The organism is Leptospira biflexa serovar Patoc strain 'Patoc 1 (Paris)' (genome assembly GCF_000017685.1).
Lineage (GTDB): Bacteria > Spirochaetota > Leptospiria > Leptospirales > Leptospiraceae > Leptospira_A > Leptospira_A biflexa.
The window spans coordinates 1630370-1650390 of the sequence record NC_010602.1; the positions used below are offsets into that span (position 1 = coordinate 1630370).

Here is a 20021-nt window from a genome sequence, read left to right on the forward strand (position 1 = left end):
GGAGCAAATCCTTTCTCCTTTTGAAACGAAGGGCAAAAACCGATACTATCACGTAAGAGCCATGACAGAACCAATGCACCTCAGTCCTTCTCCTTCCATGCAAATGACAGATTACCATTCCCGACGTTTGGGACTCAGTTTTGCGAGTGTCGGAGCTCGATTGGGATGGGTGTTTCTCGGCAAAGAATTGGTGTATGAATTTGGCCGGACAAGAGAAGAAGATTCGATTCGCCAATTGGTCACAAATGCCCTACCTGATTGGACCCGCACCATGGCCTTTTTAGCACCTGAGTCCCTCCATTCCTTCCAAGAAGAAGGACGGGAAATGGAAGCGTTTGTGGTCCGTTTGCCCGAGGGTGAAGTCCCTGTGTTTGTCATTCTACTATTAGAAAAGGGCCTCAGTCTTTTCCCAAGAGTTTGGGAAGATCTCTCAAACCAAGTGCTCACGTTTTGTGCGACGGGGATCTCTCTTCGGGAGAAGAACCTACTTGATTTTGAAACCATCACGGAACCCATCCGAAAACGAATGGGGAAAGCGTTCCAAGGGGATACCAAGTCAGGGGTCATCGCATTTTTCCATCTGCAAGACCTAAGTCCCTTTTTTAAACCCATGGGAGTCATCAAAAGCCAGGAAATTTTACGGGAAGTGACGGCAACCCTCCACAAAGAAACGAGGGAAAATGAATTCAATTTCCAAATGAACCCAAGGTCCTATTTTTTATTTTGCCCAGGGGAAACCTTAGATGGAGCGAACCACAGGTTTGGATCCTTGTATTTCCCTTCAAAACACTTGATTTTAGATTACAAATTGAAGATCTTCCCCATAGACAGTGAGATTTTGGCAGATGACGCCAAGTTTTCGTCGATTTTTCTTGAAAATTTCTAAAAGCATTTTTACGCCGAATTGACAAAATAGGGCGGTTCACGATACCGTCAAAACTAGACCATTTTTACAAAAGGACAGTTGTTTGTCTATGACCCCACAAGTAGGGATTTATTTAAAAGAAGGGGAATCAATCGAGGCGGCGCTTCGTAGATTCAAAAGAGATTGTGCAAATGCTGGTATCATGAGCGAAATCAAACGCCGTGAATACTTTGAAAAACCTAGCGTGATTAAGAAAAAAGCAGTCGAAGCTGCCAAACGCAAAAGAGACAAAAAGAAAAGATTATTCGCTAAAAAAGATAAACTTTAATTTTTAAGCCGGTTTTCCAATGACCCTGCAAGAGACGATTAGTAGCGATCTAAAAACGGCCTTAAAAGCCAAGGATGAAATAGTCCTTGGTACTTTGCGCCTTATCAAAGCAGAAATTCAATATGAATTAACGAAAACCGGTGCTTCTGAACTCACAGATACTGCCGTGATGCAGATTTTAAAAATCAATTACAAACGCAGAAAGGATACCGCTTTGGAGTATGACAAAGCGAATCGTCCTGATCTGTCGAGTAAGGAACTGGAAGAAGCAGAAATCATCGTTCGTTATATTCCGAAAGAAGTCTCCGAAGAGGAAATAGGAAAGGCAACAGAAGAGGCCATCCTAGAACTCAATGCAGCGGGACCTCAGGATATGGGAAAGGTGATGGGTAAAGTAATGGCAAAATTTAAAGGACAAAATATAGACGGCTCCAAGGTATCCTCCCTCGTTAAACAAGCACTTAGCGCCCGTTAAAATAACCAAACTGTGAATCCTTACCAAAGTTTTAAAGAAAGAGTTCGCAGAGAAGTCTCCATTGACTCCTACATCAACCGATTTGTTCCGTTACGCCGAATGGGTAGAAATCTCGTTGGCATATGCCCTTTTCATAATGAAAAAACCCCATCATTCAATGTAAACCCAGAAGGTGGATTTTACCACTGTTTTGGATGTAAGGCATCGGGTGATTTATTCCGCTTTGTGATGGATTACCAAAAAGTGGATTTTTTAAAATCTCTGGAAGTCCTCTCTGAATATTCAGGCATTCCACTCGTGGAAAGAACCAAAGAAGAAGAAGAGTCGGAACGAAAAAAAGAAGCACTTTATCAAATTTCACAAAAAGCACTCGAATACTTTCAAAAAAATCTAAATACAACTGCCGGTGAACTTGCGTTAAAGTATTTAGAATCACGTGGTATGTATGCCGAAGACCTAAAGGTTTTTAAGATTGGATTTGGACTTCCTGGATTTGGAAATTTACGAAGCGAGTTGTTCAAAACAGATGCGGAAGTGAAGTTAGGAGAACAGTTGGGTCTACTCAAACGACAGGACCAAAACAAAGATCCTTATGATTTTTTTCGCAACCGGATCATGTTCCCTGTGATTGATCCAAGAGGAAGAGTGGTTGCCTTTTCGGGACGTATCTTAGGTGAATCGGAAGAAGCCAAATACATCAATAGCCCAAACTCACTCATTTACGACAAAAGCCGTACGTTTTATAATTTAAATTTAGCCCAAGACAGCATACGCAAAACACGAGAAGCTGTCATCGTGGAAGGTGTTTTCGACGCCATTGGTCTCTTTCGCAAAGGAATTGAATTTGTCGTCGCACCTCTTGGTACTGGCTTCACAGAAGGCCATGTTCGGATTTTAAAAAACATGGCAGACAAAGTGTATCTGATGATGGATTCCGATAAAGCTGGAACCAAAGGTGCCTTTCGTGCCGTAAACCTTCTCTCCAAGGAAGGAGTTGTGGTAAAAGTTTGCCATATCCCCGAAGGCAAAGACCCATTTGATTATTCCCTCCATCATAACAAACAGGAAATCCGAGAATTACTGGAAGGTGCCTCTCCCGCTTCTCAATTTATGATCCGAGAGATCCTCGCTGGGGCAGGTCCGACTTCCCTTGCAGAAGAAAAACAAGCAGGAGTGAAAAAACTCTTTGAATTCTTAAAACCAATGGAGAAGGAAACGGACAAACAGGTCTATTTAGAAGAGGGAGCTCGCCAACTGGGACTCTCATTTTCTTCTCTTTTTCAGGACTTTCGTGGGAAACCAGGTGTAACTTCGACCCCTTCCGTTGTCGATACTAAGAAAGACCGCACGCCACAGAAACCGGGGAAACCATCTCCTGTTCTTGTCTGTGAGCGGAAGATGATAGCCATGCTCATTCAAAACTTAGAACTTTTTAGTTTTGCTGATGACTTACTTTCACTTGAGTTTCGTGATGAGGTGTCTGCCTTTTTTTGGGACTATTTATATACAAAGTATTTGCAGAATGAGAACCTAACAGCTGCAGAAATTCTTTCGAGGGAAGAAATTCCTTCGGAATACCTGGGAATGATTGCTGAACATTTTTCGGCCGATGTATCAGTGACCCCAGCTACATTTAGAGCGATGTTTCTTTACCATGCGGATTTGTTGGATGACGCACGGATGGAAGAACTTGTGAAAGAAATGGCGAAACCTGACTTAACGATTGAAGAGAAGAACAATCTTTTGTCAGAACTTTCACTTTTAAAAAGTGAAAAAAATAAGAGATCCGTGTATCTCCGAACGATCCAAACGTTAGAAGTCTAAAGAGGATATAGGTAGAATGGAAAATCTAGCAAGCCTACCAGAAGTACAAAAGATCATCTCGATCGGAAAAGCGAATCGAGAAGTATCTTATGATGAGATCAATGAAATACTACCGGATAAAATTCTAAATTCCGAAAAGATTGATGATGTCTTCACCTTGTTACACGAGATGGGGATTGAAATTGTCGAAGAATATTCTAAAAAATCTTTAGAAGAATCAAGTAGCCTCACGACTACCAAAGAAGAAACGACAAAAGAAACAAAAGAAAAACCGGCACGTAAAAAAAGAGAGTCCAGTGTTTCTTCTAGTTCTGAAGATCCCATTCGTCTTTATTTAAAAGAGATTGGTAAAGTTTCCCTTATCTCTGGTGAAACAGAGGTATTCCTTGCCAAACGGATTGAGAAGGGTGAAAAGATCATTGAAGAAACGATCTTAAGTTCCTCCATCCTTCGTCAAAACTTTGCCAAACTGATTCCAAAAATTAAGTCCAAAAAAATCAAAGTTTATGACTTGGTGAAAGTGGACAAAATGTACGCACTCAACCAAGAGCAAGCGGACAAATTGGAAAAAGTATTTTTTGAGAATATGGAACTCATCCAACAAGATGAGAAGGTCCTAAACGAATCCACAAACCGCATTCGTAAGTATTCGGAAAATTCTAAGAAGTTCAAAGAACTCAAAGAAAAAATCGATTTATCCACTGGAAAAATTGATGAAGCCATTCGTAAAATTGGTGTTTCCCAAAAAGAAATCCAAAAGATCTCTCAAAAGATCAAATCAATGGTTTTCCGTGTTAAGGAAATCGAAAAACACTTCTTAAAAATCAAAGCCAAATACGGCCACGATGTTCGTGAAATCAAAGCTCTCAACCGTTTCATCGAAAAGAATGAAAACCTAGATGAAATCGAAAAGATGATGGGTTGTGACATTGATGAAGTGAGAGAAGTCATCAAAGACATCCGCAATAATGAAAGAAAACTCCGACGTATGGAGCAGGAAGCGGGTTCTCCTGTTGGGGAGATCAAAGATTGGGGTGAAAAGATCATCAAAGGGGAAAGGGAAATTGCACAAGCCAAAAGAGAACTTGTACGAGCTAACCTTCGTTTGGTGGTATCGATTGCGAAACGATACGCTAACCGCGGTATGCATTTCTTTGACTTAATCCAAGAAGGAAACATCGGTCTCATTCGTGCGGTCGATAAATTCGAATACAAAAAAGGGTATAAGTTTTCCACTTACGCCACTTGGTGGATCAGACAAGCCATCACTCGTGCGATCTCTGACCAAGCAAGGACCATTCGTGTACCGGTTCACATGATCGAACAAGTGAACAAAGTGATCCGGGAAACACGTCTCTTTGTCCAAGAGTTTGGCCGTGACCCATCCAATGATGAAATTGCCGAACGACTCGGTTGGCCAGTGCAGAAAGTAAAGGCTGTGAAAAACGTGGCCCGCGAACCAATTTCACTCGAGATCCCTGTGGGTTCGGAAGAAGATTCGGAACTCGGAGATTTTATTGAAGACAAAGAAGTGATCTCGCCACTCAACTCTGCCGCATCCTCGATCCTCTCTGAACAGATACGCCAAGTGTTACAAACACTGCCTGCTCGGGAACAAAAAGTGATTCGGATGCGATTTGGCTTGGATGATGGGTATGCACAAACACTTGAAGAAGTAGGTTACCAATTTAAGGTAACTCGTGAGAGGATTCGTCAGATCGAAGCAAAAGCACTTCGTAGACTCCGACACCCAAGTCGTTCCAAAAAATTGAAAGACTATATCGACTAAAACAAATTTGTTTTTTACTTGATTGGACTTTCGAAGAGATTCATGGTTTGGAAAATCCATGGATCTCTTTTTATTTTGCCATCATACCTCTATTCCTTTGAAATCGTATCAAATTCTTTCCCGTTACCCAAAGGTTCGTTTCCCTTTGAAAGGTTCTTTTCGATTCTCTCCAATCAAACATTTCCTTTGTTTCTGTATCCTCTTGGTTTCAGTCTCCTTTACTTTTCATTGCAAACGATCAGAAACACAATTGGATTATGAACGAACACAAAGTGTGGGCCAAGTGAGTCCAGAAGAACCTTGGCGCTTCAGTCCAGAATTTGCTTTGGATGATAAGTATGGGACAGCATTTTGCGCGAATGCAAAAGAAGTGGGCTCTGGTTTTACCATTTTTTTATCAAACAATACTCAATTCACAGCATTGCAACTGTTAAATGGCTTTCATCGTGGCGTGAATGATCTAAAAAATAATGATTCTATCAAAAAACTTCGGGTCTCGTCCTTTTGGATGGAGAAAAACGATTCCAAAAGTAAACTAAAAGAAGACCGCACCAAGGATTTTACACTTTCAAAAGCAAAATTTGGAAAACAAGGGTTACAAGTCATTGATTTGGATGCCACATTTGAAGGCAATGTCATCCGTTTTGAAATATTAGAAACCTATGGACTTGGAAATACGGGTCGCGTTTGTTTATCAGAAGTCCGTTTGGGGGAAGTGAAAAAAGAAGGATTTGTCCCAAACCCTTGGGTATCCTTTGATAAAATCAAACGTACGATTGCAGACTTTGGAAAGGCAGAACGCCATGCTTATGGTTTTAAACAATTGGTATTGGCAAATGAAAAAGGGAATATTTTATTTTATGACCAAGGGACCGTGCTTCCTGTATTTTTTAAACCGGACCAAACCTTTAGTTTTTCCGAAATGTATGGAGAGGGTGATCCTACTAGTTTTTTACCATCCATCATCGGAACATACACCATCTTACAGTCAACAGACGAGGGTTTGGAATTAAACCTCAGTTATTTTGATTTAGGTGGGATCGAACGGAATATTTCTTGGGTCTTCAAACGTGCTGAGGTCGGCGATGAAGATTACGAAAATTTCAAAACCAAGCTGGGTACTAAATTTTCGGAAGTCTACCAACCCAAAACCCATTTCCTGTTTGTTTTGAAGGAAAAAGAAACGGGTCGGACATTTTACCATTACGAACTAGCAATTCCGAAATAGGTTTGGTGCAGAATAAAAAATATCTACACCTTGCATTTTTCGCAGAATCAACGTTAAGCGATTGTTTTCTTTAAATCCTTAATGTGTTTTAGAAGTTCGTTTAGAGACGATTTTTTCTCTGTTTCCTTCCAGCCAAGTTCTTTGGCAAGGATGTTGTTTGTTTGCATTGCAAGTGATTCTGCTAAGTTTAAATCCAAAAAGAGGATCCTCCACCGTCTCGCCATTACATCGGAAAGGGAAAGTGCAAATTCCTTTTTCACAAAATGTTTGATCTCTTCTGCAAAGTAACCACTGCCTTTTTTGATTTCCTTTGGTTTTTTGCCAAGGATGAGTGGAACTTCTCCGCCATAAGCATCGCTCAAACGAACCGCTGTTTCATATGGGAGGTCATACATAGTTTGGATTTTGGCTACTAAGTGTTTGCTATAACCGTCAGCTCCCGGGAAGGCAAAACTTGCCGTAAAACATTTCATTTTAGAAGTTAGGTTACCAACAGAGATCAATTTGTCGGTTAGGTCTTCTGCCATCTTCCGAAATGTAGACCATTTCCCACCAGACATCGTCACAAGTCCTGAGTCGGAGACAAGGATGGCTTCTTCTCTTGAGATGGATTTTGTATCTTTTTTGTCACCTGTCGAGATGAGTGGTCGTAACCCGCTAAACACAGATTCGATGTCTGCTTTGGTTAATTTGGTATCCAAATATTCATTTCCAGTTTTTAACAAAAATTCCACTTCCGATTGTAAGGGAAGGGGTTCATCATCGATTTTTTGGATGGGAGTATCGGTAGTTCCCAGTAATACTTTTCCTTCCCAAGGGATGACAAACACCACTCGGCCATCAGCCGTTTTGGGAATGATCATCGCCGTGCGGCATGGTAATTTTTCTTTGTCAAAGACTAAGTGGATGCCTTGGCTTGGAGCAAGGACATTTTCTGCTTTGGGATCATCCAATTTGCGTAGGGAATCAATCCAAACCCCCGTTGTGTTTGCGACTACTTTGGCTTTGATGGAAACTACTTTTTTGGTGATGGCATCTTTAGCCGTCACACCAATGATCTTACCGTTGGCATCTTTTAAAAAGTTTGTCACTTCGATCCTCGAGACCACATCCGCACCATTTTCTTTTGCGGCACGAACGGTTGTTACATTGAGCCTTGCGTCATTGAACTGGGCATCATAATAGGATATCCCACCCTTTAGGTTTTGTTTTTTTAAAGAGGCAAAATAATCAAGGGCAGTTGCTTTCGAGATTCTTTCATGGCCAGGGACGATGGACTTTCCTGCGAGTAGGTCATACATCGTGAGACCAATGGAATAAAATGGTTTTTCCCACCAAACATAGGTAGGTAGTACAAATTGGAGAGGTTTGACGAGGTGGGGAGCATTGATGAGAAGGCGCTTTCTTTCGGATAAAGCTTCATAAATCAATTTGAAATGGAACTGGGCAAGGTAACGAACCCCACCATGGATGAGTTTTGTGGAACGTGAACTAGTCCCTTGCGAGAAGTCCGCTTTTTCGAGAAGGGCTACTTTGTACCCGCGTAGGCTCGCATCGAGGGCCGTGCCGGAACCTGTGGCACCACCACCCAAAATCAAAATATCATATTGGGTAGATTCTAACTGTTTCAGTGTTTGTTTTCTTTCATCTAAATGGTTCATAAGGGTTTTTACGTACTTTGGTGGTTGCCTATAGAGATTCTAAGGTTAGTGTTGTCAAAAGTCACCTTTTCTACCATCGAAAATTTTTGAAATTGTTATGAAAACTGAAATAGAATTGAACCAAGAATTAGAAACCATCCGCCGTGGCACAGTCGAGATCATCAGTGAAGCGGAACTGTTAGAAAAAATCAAATCCAAACCTTCCCTTACCATCAAGGCTGGTTTTGATCCCACAGCACCTGATTTGCACTTGGGCCATTTTGTCCTGCTTCGAAAATTAAAACACTTCCAAGACCTGGGGCATGAAGTCTGTTTTATGCTTGGTGATTTTACTGCCATGATCGGGGATCCAACGGGAAAGTCCGAAACAAGAAAACGTTTGTCCAAAGAAGAAGTTTTGGAAAATTCCAAAACCTACCAATCCCAAGTATTTAAAATCTTAGATCCTCAAAAAATCAAAATCCTCTATAACTCTCATTGGTGTTCCGAACTCAAATTTGAAGACGTCCTTGTCCTTACCTCCAAGTACACGGTTTCAAGGATGCTCGAAAGAGATGACTTTACGAAACGTCACAAAGCGGGAACTCCCATTTCGATGATTGAATTTTTATACCCCCTTGTACAAGGGTATGATTCCGTTGCCATGAAATCGGATGTCGAACTCGGAGGAACGGATCAAAAATTCAATATGTTAGTTGGCCGCGACTTACAGAGAGAATACGGTCAAAAGCCACAGGCTGTCATCACCTTACCACTGCTCGTGGGTCTTGATGGTGTGAAAAAAATGTCCAAGTCACTTGGCAACTATGTAGGGATCATTGAAAAACCCATCGATATGTATGGGAAAATCATGTCGATCTCGGATGATTTGATGTGGAATTATTTTGAACTTCTCACAGACCTCCCTTTGGCGGAAGTAGAAACAAAAAAAGAGGGAATTCGCACGAAGGCCCTCCATCCAAAAGAGGTGAAAACGGAATTGGCACTTCTCATCATGGACCAACTCCATCCCAAGGAAGACAATCGAAAAGCAGTGGAAGAGTGGACGGCCATCCACAATACCAAAAACCGAGCCTTACCGGATGAAATTCCAACTGAAACCCTAGACCCGTCGTATTTTGCAGAAAAACCGCCACTCCTTGTCTATGTTTTGTCCCAACTCAAGTTCATCCCGAGTGTTTCGGAGGGGAGACGGCTCATCCAGGCAGGGGGATTGTATTTGGACGAGGAGAAAATTACGGACTCGAGCCTCGCTCTGGAACCAGGGAAAGAATACCTCATCCGCCAAGGGAAGAAAGGTAAATTTTTAAAGATCAAATCCTAAAGGATGAGAGAGACGAGTGTAGAACCTTAAGTCCCTTTCCGATAATCGATACTAAGGAAACCCATACCTAAATGTCACTCGATCCGACAAACGAAGAGAAAGAAATCCAGGACATTGTCCATGAACTTTCGAAAGACATTGAAAAGGATCGGTTGTTTGCCAAAAAACTCCGAAGGTTTGCCTTTATATCCGCCTTAGCATTTGTCGGAGCTACAGTCCTAGTTTTGACTGGGTATTTGCTCTACCTAAGCCTAAGTGTGACCAAACTTGAAACAGAGGTCAAAGAAAAAGAACGTAGCCTTCGCGAACTCGAACAATCCCTTTTTTCCCTCATGTACCAGGAGCAACTCCGAGAAGAAAATGCATTGGCTGGGGAGACAGAACCAGATACCGAACTTGCCAAGCAGGTAGAAGAAAATATTGAATTTCTCAAAGAGGTAAGTGCCAACACAAAGGGACGTAACATCCTCCGTGGCAATGAAGCTCACAAAGAAATCGCATTGACCTTTGATTTGGCAACAGGGGAAGAACTTCCCGTTTTATACAATTATATCAAAGAACATAAAATCAAGGTGACTTTATTTTTATCAAACGAAAGGCCTTCCGATACCAATGGATCATTTTTTGTCAGACAAAACTTGGATTACATCAAACGAATGGCTAAAACGGGCTCTGTGGAATTTGGAAACCATACTTGGTCTCATTTTAATTACCAACGGTCGGTTACAGAGACATCCTTAAAAAAACGGATGGTACTCGACTATCTTTCCAAATCAGTCCTTGACTTACCTCGAATGGCAGAAGAATTAAAACGTGTGGAAGATACCTTTCAATCTCTCACCAAACAAGAATTAAAGAAATATTACCGATTGCCATATGGAGCGCTTAGCCAGTTGATTTTGGATGCCCACGCAAGTCTTGGGTATACCGATCATATCATGTGGTCAAACAATCCAAAAGGATCTCTTGACCTTCCTGATTACATTAGCAAACAGTTCCTCTACAAAAAGACTTCAAAGGGAAAAAAGGAAGTGGTGAAAAACCCTCATTACAAAACAGGTGAGGAAACCTTAACCTTTCTCGACAATTGGGAAAAAGCGGATCCCCATGGAATGAATGGAGCCATCATCCTCATGCACCTCGGTGGCCCACGTAAATTTGACAAACTGATTTATATTTTACCTACCTTCATTGAACGGATGAAGGAAAAAGGGTATCATTTCGTTACTCTTTCAGAAGTATTAAACAATCAAAAAGACTAACAACACAAACCGACAGTATCCTTTTATACAAAAGGATACTCGCTTACAAATGTAATTTGTCATTAAACGAATTGTTTTTTTCTGTTTTTCAAATGCTGAGAGACACGGTCTCGGAACATATACAAATTCAGATAAAACACGGGCACCATAATGAGTGTGATGAAGGTTGCAAAGGCAAGTCCCCAACCAAACGCTAAGGCCATAGGCACAAGGAATGGATCCTTTCCCCCAATCCCGTAAGCAGTCGGTAGTAAACCAAGCACAGTCGTGACTGTAGTGAGCATTACGGCTCTTAGGCGGATACTTCCTGCTTCCATTAATAATTCAAAAGTCGATTTGGAAGGGTCTTCGATTCGAAGTTGGTTTGCACAATCCACAAGCACAATGGAGTCGTTCACGACCACCCCCGCAAGTCCGATGATTCCAAGGAAGGCCAAAAACGAAAAGGGTTGTCCATGCAAAAGGAACGCAAAAATCACACCAATCACAGCAAAGGGAATGGCACTCATTACGATGAGAGGTTGCGCAAGGGATCGGAAAAGGGAAGCAAGGATCATATAAATGATGAGAAGTCCCACAAGGAAGGCACGACCAAGGGAGGCCATCGATTCTTCTGTGTCTTTGTTTTCCCCAGAAAATCGCACCGAATACCCAGGGTATTTGGCAATGATCCCTTCTGTGAGTTGTTTGGCTTCCAAATTGACTTGCCTAGAAGTAGAAACTGTTTCATCAATATTGGATGTAACTGTCAAAAGCCGTTTCCCATCCAAGTGGTTGATCGATGCCCGACCAGGATTACGATCATAACTTGTGAGTCGTGATACGGGGATTAGGTTTCCTGTAAGGTTATTCACATACACTTTGTTTAGGTGGGTGAGTGAGGATCTATATTCTTCAGGGAAACGCACTCGCACATCTACTTCTTCATCAGCACGTTTGATTTTGGTAGAAACTGTTCCTTGTAAGGCGGTATTGATGGCAAGAGAAACCGACTGCACACTCACGCCAGCAAATGAGGCAAGGGCTTCGTCAACAGAGACTCGGATTTCATCTTTCCCTTCGTTAAAATCGTCGCCGATATCGGTGACACCTTTGATTTTGGCAAGGGCGGCTTTATATTCGGCACCTATTTTTAGTAAGGTGGCAAAATCATCTCCTTTAATTTCGATGGCAACAGGTTTTCCGACAGGTGGCCCACCTGCGAGTTTTTCAAATTCTAAATTGACCAGTTTGCCTTTGAGTGGCAAAAATTCACTCGGAATCGAATCTATTTTGATTTGTTCTTTTTCCTTTTTTTCAAGGTTTTCCTTTGCTAGTTTTTCTTCGAGTAAGGTGAGGGCTTTTTCATTCAATAAATACTTTGTATTCTCACGGACCACTTCAATGATTTTTTCAGTGGAACGTTCCCTGTTGTCATCTGGTGTTAAATACACCATGACTTGCGCATAATTTTTCCCACGTTTGGTGAATGGATCATTTGGATCTTTTTGGATGATCCCAACTCGTGAGATAAAATTCTCTACTTCGCCTTCAGGAAGTTTAGCGATCGAATGTTCGATGGCACGGATAAACCTGTCGGTTTCTTCTAATTTTAGTCCTGTTTCTGCGGTGACTCTCACTTGGAAGGTTTCGATGGCACCAGGAAAGAGTTTGAACTTTCCAAATTTTGTTTGGATGGCAAGGGAAAACACAAAAAGACCTACAAGTAAACCCACCATCTTCCACCTGTTCAATAAGGCGAATCGTAAGAATGGTAGATACGTTCTTTCTTTGAATTTGACAAACCAATGGGATTCCTCTTTGACTTCTCCCTTCATATCTGTCGCCTTACTCACATCATATAAGTGTGAAGGTAACATAAAAAAGGCTTCAAAGAGAGAACTAAGGAGCGAGAGGATCACCACCAAGGGAATGGAATGGATGAATTTTCCAAAAATCCCAGTCATAAATAACATGGGACCAAAAGCCGCAATCGTTGTGGTCACTGTCGCAGTCACTGGAGCTAGGACTTCACTTGTTCCACGCATTGCCGCTTCAAATGGTTCTTCTCCCATCTCCAAATGTCGGTAAACATTTTCACAAATGATGATGGCATCATCCACTAAAATTCCCACAACGATGATAAGTCCCATCATGGAGATTAAGTTGAGTGTCAGGCCCATATAATTCATGGCAACGAATGTCATAGCAACTGAAATGGGAATTCCAAGTGCGGTCATAAGGGCCATGCGCCAACCAAGAAAAACGAATAAGGATGCTGTCACAAGGAAAAGTCCAGAAATTGCATTGGACGTGAGGACTCCAAGTCTTCTTCGGATGTATTTGGATAAATCATTTACAAACGCATGTTTAATGGTCCCGTTTGAAGATTTGATAAACTCTTCGACCACTTTTTTGGATTCATCCACGACTGAGATTGCATCTGCTTTTTCTCGTTTGATGACAGTGAGTGCGATGGCTATGTTTCCATTGGATTTGTCTAAGTATTCCGAATCCTCAAATCCCTCTGTGACTCGCGCCACATCACGAATGCGAACCGACCTTCCTGCATCGTTTGTGCGGATGAAAACATTTTCAATTTCTTCTGCAGAATCAAACTCACCGACAGTTCGGACAATGATCTCACGTGTTTTTTCGTTAATGTTCCCACCTGGGAAATTGATATTACGCAATCGTAATGCACTTATCACTTGTGTGGAGGAGAGGGACATACTTCGGAGTTTGTCTGGATCCAAATCCACTTTCATTTCTCGTTCGCGCCAACCACGTTTGGTGATCCTTGCCACAGCTGGAATGTCTTTTAGTTTTTCTTCCAGGATTTTTGCTCTGTCTCTGAGTTCCTTGGCATTGAGTAATGTCTTTCCATCGTTTATCGCGGATGATAAATGAATTTCGATTACAGGTTGTCTTGCTGTCGTAATCTCGGTGACAATCGGATCTTCCACTTCTGTTGGTAAATCTTGGATGCGATCGATTGCAGATTTTAAGTCATCGACCACTTTTTGAGTGTTTTTGGTATTGGGATCAATGGTGATGATGATCCCGGATCGGTTCTCTAACGATGCGGACCGAAATTCTTTGATCCCATCGACTTCTTTGATGGCATCTTCTAGTGGTTTTGTGACAAGTTTTTCCACATCTGCTGGTGCAGCACCTGCATAAATCGTTGTGACACTCACGATATCAAAATTGATATTTGGGAATGCCTCCCGGTTCATCGTGGCTGCTGTGAATCCCCCGACTAGGAGGATGAGGAATGTCAAAAGGTTTACGAATAAACTTTTAGAAAGAAAATATTGAACTATGGATGAACCCATGGAATCTCCTCGTGGGGGACTATTGCAACTTTAAACAAAACAAAAAATTAATCTAACAACTTTCCTGCGGTATCGATGTCTTCGTTATAACCAAATAACTTTGTACTTTTCAATCGATCCACATACAAAACTCCAAAAAGATGATCACATTCATGTTGTAAGACGATGGCTCTATACCCTTCAATGATCTCGTCATGTTCTACATAATTTTCATCTCGCCATTTCATGCGGATTTTGTTTGGTCTTTCCACATAGCCTCGCATTCCAGGTACAGAGAGACATCCTTCCCAAAACCCATCTCTTGGCGGGCTTAGAGGAGTGATTTCTGGATTTAAGATGATTTGGTTTGGAACTTCGGGTGTCCCTGGGTAACGTTCGTTGTCATCTTCTTGGCCAACAACGACTAGTTTCTTTAAAACACCGATTTGTGGTGCGGCAAGTCCCACTCCATCTGCGTGGCGCATGGTTTCAAACATGTCGCGGATCAATTTTTTGAAATCTTTGGTTTGGATTTCGGATTCGGAGACATCTTCGCTCGTTTGCCTAAGGATCGGATTACCAATTTTGAGAATTTTACGTACAGCCATAATCTAATATGGGATAGATTGAAAAAGGTCACTGAATGATCAAGTGAACTCCTAACCAAATGAAAAAGAATTTGACAGGGAAGCCTTGAAAAGCTGAAATCTCGGGAGGGATTTTGGAGACGAGGGGAATCGAACCCCCGACCTTTTGAATGCCATTCAAACGCTCTCCCAACTGAGCTACGTCCCCTTGTGCTATTCCAAGGTGAGAGACTGCGTTTGTCTGTCAACAGAATCCTAAAATGGCTAAGGAACCAAGAACTTTATGGGACAAGATACGGTAGAAGAACTCACTAAAAAATTGAAAATCCAATCGGATATCATCAAAGGGTATGAAAAAGTTCTAAGGCTCAATGAACAAGAATTAGCAAACGCAGACGAAATCATTCGTATGTACGAACAAATCATTGATTACTCTCGTGTGGAATTAAGAGAAGCGAAGGAAACTGTTCAGGCAAGTACAATGGTTTCCAATTTAAGTCGCGATGAACTGATGTCTGCCTTCGATAAAATCAAATCCCTCGAAGATGCCAATCGTAAACTGAGAGAAGAATCATTAAAGTTTAGCAAAGATTAAACCATTGAAACCAAATTCCCTTCCGCCAATTATCTTAAAAAATCAAGATGGCGGATTTTACCTTTCCTCCTCCTCTGAACTTGACGATTTATATCATTTTATCTTAGGCCAGGCAAAACGTTTTGTTTCGGCAAAGTCGGCGGCATTTTATTTACGAAATGAAAGGGGAAATTTAAGTCGGATTGGTTTGATTTCCGACAAAAACAATGCGGGCCTCATCGCCAAACATGTGTTCAAGTCAAAAAAGAGTATCCTTGTCAAAAAAGGAACTCATTTAAACCCAGAAAGTGCACCTGCTTCCGAGTCGTACATTGCCTGTTATCTGGGAGATGAAATTGGGGACATGTCCCTTGGAGTGCTTGTCCTCGAAGGGATCAAACATTTCCAAAATTTTTCAGAACAAGATTTAGATCTCATCAATTATTTTAGTGCCAATTTGAATGCTCTTTTTAAAGACACGGTTTTTTCGGACAAGGAACCACAGTTTTTTAATTCGCTTACCACGTCAGTATTACTTTTAATTGATAACGCCAACATTCATAATAACAACAACCGACTCCAATATTTTTTGGAAGAGATCATTCGAGTTGCGGTTCTCATCAATACCAGCGTGGATTTGGAACATGTATTGGTTATGGTAATGGAATCTGCCAAATCTGTCTTTCGAACAGAAGCTAGTTCCTTGTTATTGTTAGATGAAAAAAAAGAGTATTTGGTTTTTCATACAGTAACTGGCGAAAAAAGAGAAGAAGTATCCAAAATCAAAGTTCCCGTTGGGCAAGGGATTGCAGGTACGGTTGCTGTCACAAAACAACCAATGATCATTAACGATGCACAGAATGACGACAGAGTGTTTCGTGATGTTGACAAAGCATCCAATTTCATCACAAGAAATATTTTGGCAAGTCCGCTCATTGTAGGAGATGAAGTGATCGGTGTGATTGAAGCCATCAATACAATCGATCGGAATAATTTTAGCCAAGACGATATCGATACATTTTTATCCTTTTCTAGTGCTTGTGCAGTTGCCATCCAAAAGACAAGATTACTCGATAATTTGAATGTGACGAACTTAGAACTCAAACAGAAGTTGAGTACACTCGAATCCATTTTTGATTTAGGCCAGGCAGTCCTTGAGTCCCACGATGAACTAGGTCTCATGTCAAAAACCCTTAGCATTCTTACGAAAGAATTGTCATGCGAAGATGCTGGTATGGTCATCATTGAGGAAAAAAACAAAAACAGAATCCAAGTTTATGCAAGGCAACTTGGGATTGTTCGGGAATCTTTTTTTCCTATGTTTGAAAGCCGATTGTTTTTAAGCCTTATGGAATCGGGAAATCCAAGGATGGCAGTTGTCACTCCACAACTCGAAGAATCCTTTTTGGAGTTAGAGTTTTACACCTTAAAGAAAAATTTTCTCATTTTACCCATTGCCCCAAGGGGAGGGAACTTACGAGCGGCTCTTTACGTGAGTGGGAAACATTCCGCTCATTCCTTTAATGAAACTGACCTTCGGATGCTAAAAACTCTTTCCTCTCCACTCGCAAAAGCGTACGAAAATTTAAGGCTCAACCAAGAGATCATCACCAAAAAATCGATCGAAAAAGAAATTGAGATCACTCGTAAAATCCAAAACAATATTTTACCCAATGGACTCATTCAATCTCCCTTATTTGATTTAGGAGTGATGTCTGTTGCCGCCAAAGAAGTGTCAGGTGATTTTTATGATTTTCATGCATTTGGTGATGAACAATTTTCGTTTCTAGTCGCGGATGTATCGGGAAAAAGTTTACCAGCTGCCATTTTTATGGCGATGTCAAGTTCTATCATCCGCACACTTTCACGAACCACCGATTTATCTCCCTCTGAACTTTTGTTTCGCGCCAACCAATTGATCTATGAAGATAGCCAATCGGGTATGTTTGTGACTTTATTTCTTGTGAACTACCAAAGGAAAACTCGCACCTTAAAATTTGCTTCCGCCGGTCATAATGACCAAATTTGGATCCGTGGTGATGGAAGTTATGAACTCCTAAAGGGCAAAGGTGCACCACTGGGTGTAGTCCCACACACCAATTACCAGGGTGGGGAAATCCAATTGGAACCAGGTGATATTTTGGTATTTTATACGGACGGAGCCATCGAGGAAAAAAGCCCAGATGGGGAAGAATACGGGCTCGACCGTTTCATTGAATTCATCATCCAAAGAAGGGATGCGGCCTCCCAAGACATCGTGGAAGCAGTGTACGATGACATTCGATCGTTCTCTAACTCGGAAGAACAATACGATGATTTTACAGTGATGGTTCTCAAATTTGCGGAGGTGACAAGTTTCGAAATGGTAAAATCCTTTGATGCAAGCCCCAATGAAATTCCGAAACTCCGAGATTTTATTTCGGAACATTTAGAGTCAAAAATCACAAAACCTTTTGCATTTGATGACATCTTAATATCTTTGGATGAAGCAGCGACCAATATTGTCATGCACAGTTACAAAGACACAGAGATTTTGAATCCAAAGTTTGAATGTAAATTCGAACTCATTGGAGATAAGTTAAAAATTGTACTCGTTGACGAGGGAAAACCCTTCGACAGAAAAAAAGTTCCGAAACCATCCGTTGAAGCCAATTTGAAAGGCGAACGGAAGGGGGGATTTGGAGTTTATCTCATGGAAACCCTGATGGACAAGGTTTCCTATGAATACAATGGGAAACAAAACATAACATATTTGGAGAAAACAATCGTATGAACGAAGATAAAATCGGAATCCGTTCGGAAGAAATCGGAAACAAAATGATTGTACATGTCCAAGGCAATTTGGATGTTCACAACACACACAAAATCGAAAAAGATTTACTCACTCTTGTTAGCTCATCTGGAAAATCAGTGATTTTTAATTTGAGTGAAGTGCCTTTTATTTCTTCAGCGGGGTTACGCCTTCTTGTGACGACACTTAGGCATTGCCAAGAACAGAAAATTAGCATTGCGATCTGTGGATTACAACCAGCTGTCGAGAAAGTCTTCGATATCATTGGGATGCAGCAGTTATTCACGATTTATCCTGATTTAGATGCAGCTTTAAAGTAAAAATCACTTTTCTAAGTGATCCTAACCAAAACATTGGAAAAAAACTTATGGAAACCATGCAGTATTCCCTAAACAACCCGTTCAAAGAATCCAAAGCGCCGGAGACACAAACCGGCATTTATGACGATGCTCTCAAACTCGGAAAGGAATTGATTGAAAAACCATTCCTTGGTGGTGGTGAAGATCGTATCCGTGTCCAACATTCCAAAAACAGGATGACTGTTTGGGAAAGGATCAAAGTCCTCACAGACGAAGAACCAAACATCACCTACCAAAACTGGGGACCGAATTTAGATGGTGCCTCGATTGTTACAGGAATTTTAAATATCAAAGGCCGTGATGTGGCGGTGTATGGGCATGATTTTACCCTACGTGCCGGTTCCATGGATGCAACAAACGGTAGCAAACTCGCTCGCCTCATCCAAATGGCAGGAACTCATGGAATCCCTCTCATTGGGATGAACGATTCCGCAGGTGCTTATGTGCCAGCGGGTGTGGGTGGCCTTGACGGATATTCGGAGGCATTCACAGCCCTTCGTAAAATCAGTGGGGTGGTTCCGTCAGTCATGCTCATGTTTGGGTTTAACGCTGGTGGTGGGGCTTACCTCCCTCGCCAAGGATCCTTTATGATCCAATGTGATGGAACCTTCTTTGGTCTCACGGGACCAGGTGTTGTGAAATCGGTACTTGGGGAAGATATCTCTGCCGAAGACTTAGGTGGCCCAAAAGTCCACGGACAATCTGGTGTGGTGGACCTTGTTACAGGTGACGAGTTAGGATCCCTTAGAACCGCAATTCGATTGTTATCGTATCTTCCAGACAATAACCATAGTTTTGCGCCTTTTTACCCTACCTCTGACCCAGTGGACAGATTCATTTACGAAGAGGACATCCTTTTCCGTAAAACTTTTAACTCCCCAACCGGGATGAACACTCCTTTTGACATCACACTCTACTTACAACAAATCTGTGACCATGGTGAGTTTTTTGAACTCCAACCACAAAGAGCCCGGAACATAGTCACGGCGTTTGGAAGGATTGGTGGCCATGTGGTGGGTTTTCTTGCAAATAACTCTGCCGTATCTTCTGGCCAGATTGATATTGGAGCATCTCGAAAGGGAACTCGTTTTGTCAGGTTTTGTAACCTATACAATATCCCTATGGTGTTTGTAGAAGATACCACTGGATTTTTACCAGGCCGCGACCAAGAACATAATGGAATTGTACTCGAAGGAAGAAAACTCCTCGATTCCATCATTGACCTTCGCACTCCAAGACTCACCCTCATCATCCGTAACGCGTTTGGTGGTGCTTACGCTACATTTAACTCGTATTTTACGGGAGCATCGATGGTATTTGCCCTTCCAACTGCAAGGATTGCCGTGATGGGTCCTGCTGGAAAAGAGTATGTTTACAAAGATGAGATCACTAGTGTTCAAAAGGAATTTTTGGCAAATGTCAAAAAAGGTATGAGTGACAAAGAAGCTGCTGCCACTCGCGATGCAAAACTCTTTGAGATTGGCCAACGTTATGAAAAAGAACTCATGAATCCAAAAGAAGCACTTTCTCTTGGTTCTGTTTCCTCCATCATTCTACCAGGTTTCACTCGTAACGTGCTTTCCAAAAACTTGAGTTTTCTCATGTCCAAATACAAACCGGCGGAAATGTCCGGTCCTCAAAGGGAGTTTGAATAATTT

General features: G+C 41.6%; 15 protein-coding genes and 1 tRNA gene. 12 read left to right on the plus strand and 4 right to left on the minus strand.

Annotation, left to right across the window (positions count from 1 at the left end):
• Positions 1-61: 61 nt before the first annotated feature.
• From LEPBI_RS07705 to LEPBI_RS07730, 6 genes are all read left to right on the plus strand, one after another.
• Positions 62-886: a hypothetical protein gene (locus tag LEPBI_RS07705; protein WP_049755979.1), complete on the plus strand. Its 825-nt coding sequence runs from the start codon at positions 62-64 to the stop codon at positions 884-886.
• Between the two features lie 88 nt (positions 887-974).
• Positions 975-1193: a 30S ribosomal protein S21 gene (gene rpsU, locus LEPBI_RS07710; protein ID WP_012388550.1), complete on the plus strand. Its 219-nt coding sequence runs from the start codon at positions 975-977 to the stop codon at positions 1191-1193.
• A gap of 19 nt (positions 1194-1212) precedes the next feature.
• Positions 1213-1668 (plus strand): GatB/YqeY domain-containing protein, encoded by a 456-nt coding sequence (locus LEPBI_RS07715; RefSeq protein ID WP_012388551.1) that lies wholly within the window; start codon positions 1213-1215, stop codon positions 1666-1668.
• A gap of 12 nt (positions 1669-1680) precedes the next feature.
• Positions 1681-3492, plus strand: a complete 1812-nt coding sequence (gene dnaG / locus LEPBI_RS07720) for a DNA primase (RefSeq protein ID WP_012388552.1) — start codon at positions 1681-1683, stop codon at positions 3490-3492.
• 16 nt (positions 3493-3508) lie between these two features.
• Entirely contained in the window at positions 3509-5281 is a 1773-nt protein-coding gene (gene rpoD, locus LEPBI_RS07725; protein WP_012388553.1) for an RNA polymerase sigma factor RpoD, read from the plus strand.
• 58 nt (positions 5282-5339) lie between these two features.
• Positions 5340-6509 carry an NADase-type glycan-binding domain-containing protein gene (locus LEPBI_RS07730; protein ID WP_226992910.1) on the plus strand — a complete coding sequence of 390 codons (1170 nt, stop codon included), beginning with the start codon at positions 5340-5342 and terminating at the stop codon, positions 6507-6509.
• A 53-nt stretch (positions 6510-6562) separates the two neighbouring features.
• Here LEPBI_RS07730 and LEPBI_RS07735 read toward each other — a convergent pair whose 3' ends face one another.
• Positions 6563-8170: a glycerol-3-phosphate dehydrogenase/oxidase gene (locus LEPBI_RS07735; RefSeq protein WP_012388555.1), complete on the minus strand. Its 1608-nt coding sequence runs from the start codon at positions 8168-8170 to the stop codon at positions 6563-6565.
• A gap of 97 nt (positions 8171-8267) precedes the next feature.
• On the opposite strand from LEPBI_RS07735, the gene tyrS reads away from it, so the two are divergent.
• Positions 8268-9494, plus strand: a complete 1227-nt coding sequence (gene tyrS, locus LEPBI_RS07740) for a tyrosine--tRNA ligase (protein ID WP_012388556.1) — start codon at positions 8268-8270, stop codon at positions 9492-9494.
• 71 nt (positions 9495-9565) lie between these two features.
• The gene (locus LEPBI_RS07745; RefSeq protein WP_012388557.1) at positions 9566-10756 is read left to right on the plus strand and encodes a polysaccharide deacetylase family protein; all 1191 of its coding nucleotides are present in this window, start codon (positions 9566-9568) and stop codon (positions 10754-10756) included.
• Between the two features lie 62 nt (positions 10757-10818).
• Here the strand turns inward: LEPBI_RS07745 and LEPBI_RS07750 are convergent, their stop codons facing one another.
• From LEPBI_RS07750 to LEPBI_RS07760, 3 genes are all read right to left on the minus strand, one after another.
• A complete protein-coding gene (locus LEPBI_RS07750) occupies positions 10819-14073 on the minus strand; it encodes an efflux RND transporter permease subunit (RefSeq protein ID WP_012388558.1) in 3255 nt (1084 codons plus the stop codon).
• Between the two features lie 47 nt (positions 14074-14120).
• The gene (gene def, locus LEPBI_RS07755) at positions 14121-14660 is read right to left on the minus strand and encodes a peptide deformylase (protein WP_012388559.1); all 540 of its coding nucleotides are present in this window, start codon (positions 14658-14660) and stop codon (positions 14121-14123) included.
• A 114-nt stretch (positions 14661-14774) separates the two neighbouring features.
• Positions 14775-14847, minus strand: a tRNA-Ala gene (locus LEPBI_RS07760).
• 75 nt (positions 14848-14922) lie between these two features.
• On the opposite strand from LEPBI_RS07760, the gene LEPBI_RS07765 reads away from it, so the two are divergent.
• Genes LEPBI_RS07765 through LEPBI_RS07780 form a run of 4 tightly spaced genes read left to right on the plus strand, consistent with a single transcriptional unit; the run spans position 14923 to position 20018 of the window.
• Entirely contained in the window at positions 14923-15234 is a 312-nt protein-coding gene (locus tag LEPBI_RS07765; protein ID WP_012388560.1) for a hypothetical protein, read from the plus strand.
• Between the two features lie 4 nt (positions 15235-15238).
• Positions 15239-17986, plus strand: coding sequence for a SpoIIE family protein phosphatase (locus LEPBI_RS07770; protein ID WP_012388561.1), 2748 nt, complete (start codon positions 15239-15241; stop codon positions 17984-17986).
• The gene (locus LEPBI_RS07775) at positions 17983-18324 is read left to right on the plus strand and encodes an STAS domain-containing protein (protein ID WP_012388562.1); all 342 of its coding nucleotides are present in this window, start codon (positions 17983-17985) and stop codon (positions 18322-18324) included. Before LEPBI_RS07770 ends, LEPBI_RS07775 begins: the two co-directional genes overlap by 4 nt.
• A 47-nt stretch (positions 18325-18371) precedes the next feature.
• Complete coding sequence (locus tag LEPBI_RS07780) at positions 18372-20018, plus strand: acyl-CoA carboxylase subunit beta (protein ID WP_012388563.1); 1647 nt, start codon at positions 18372-18374, stop codon at positions 20016-20018.
• Positions 20019-20021 lie beyond the last annotated feature (3 nt).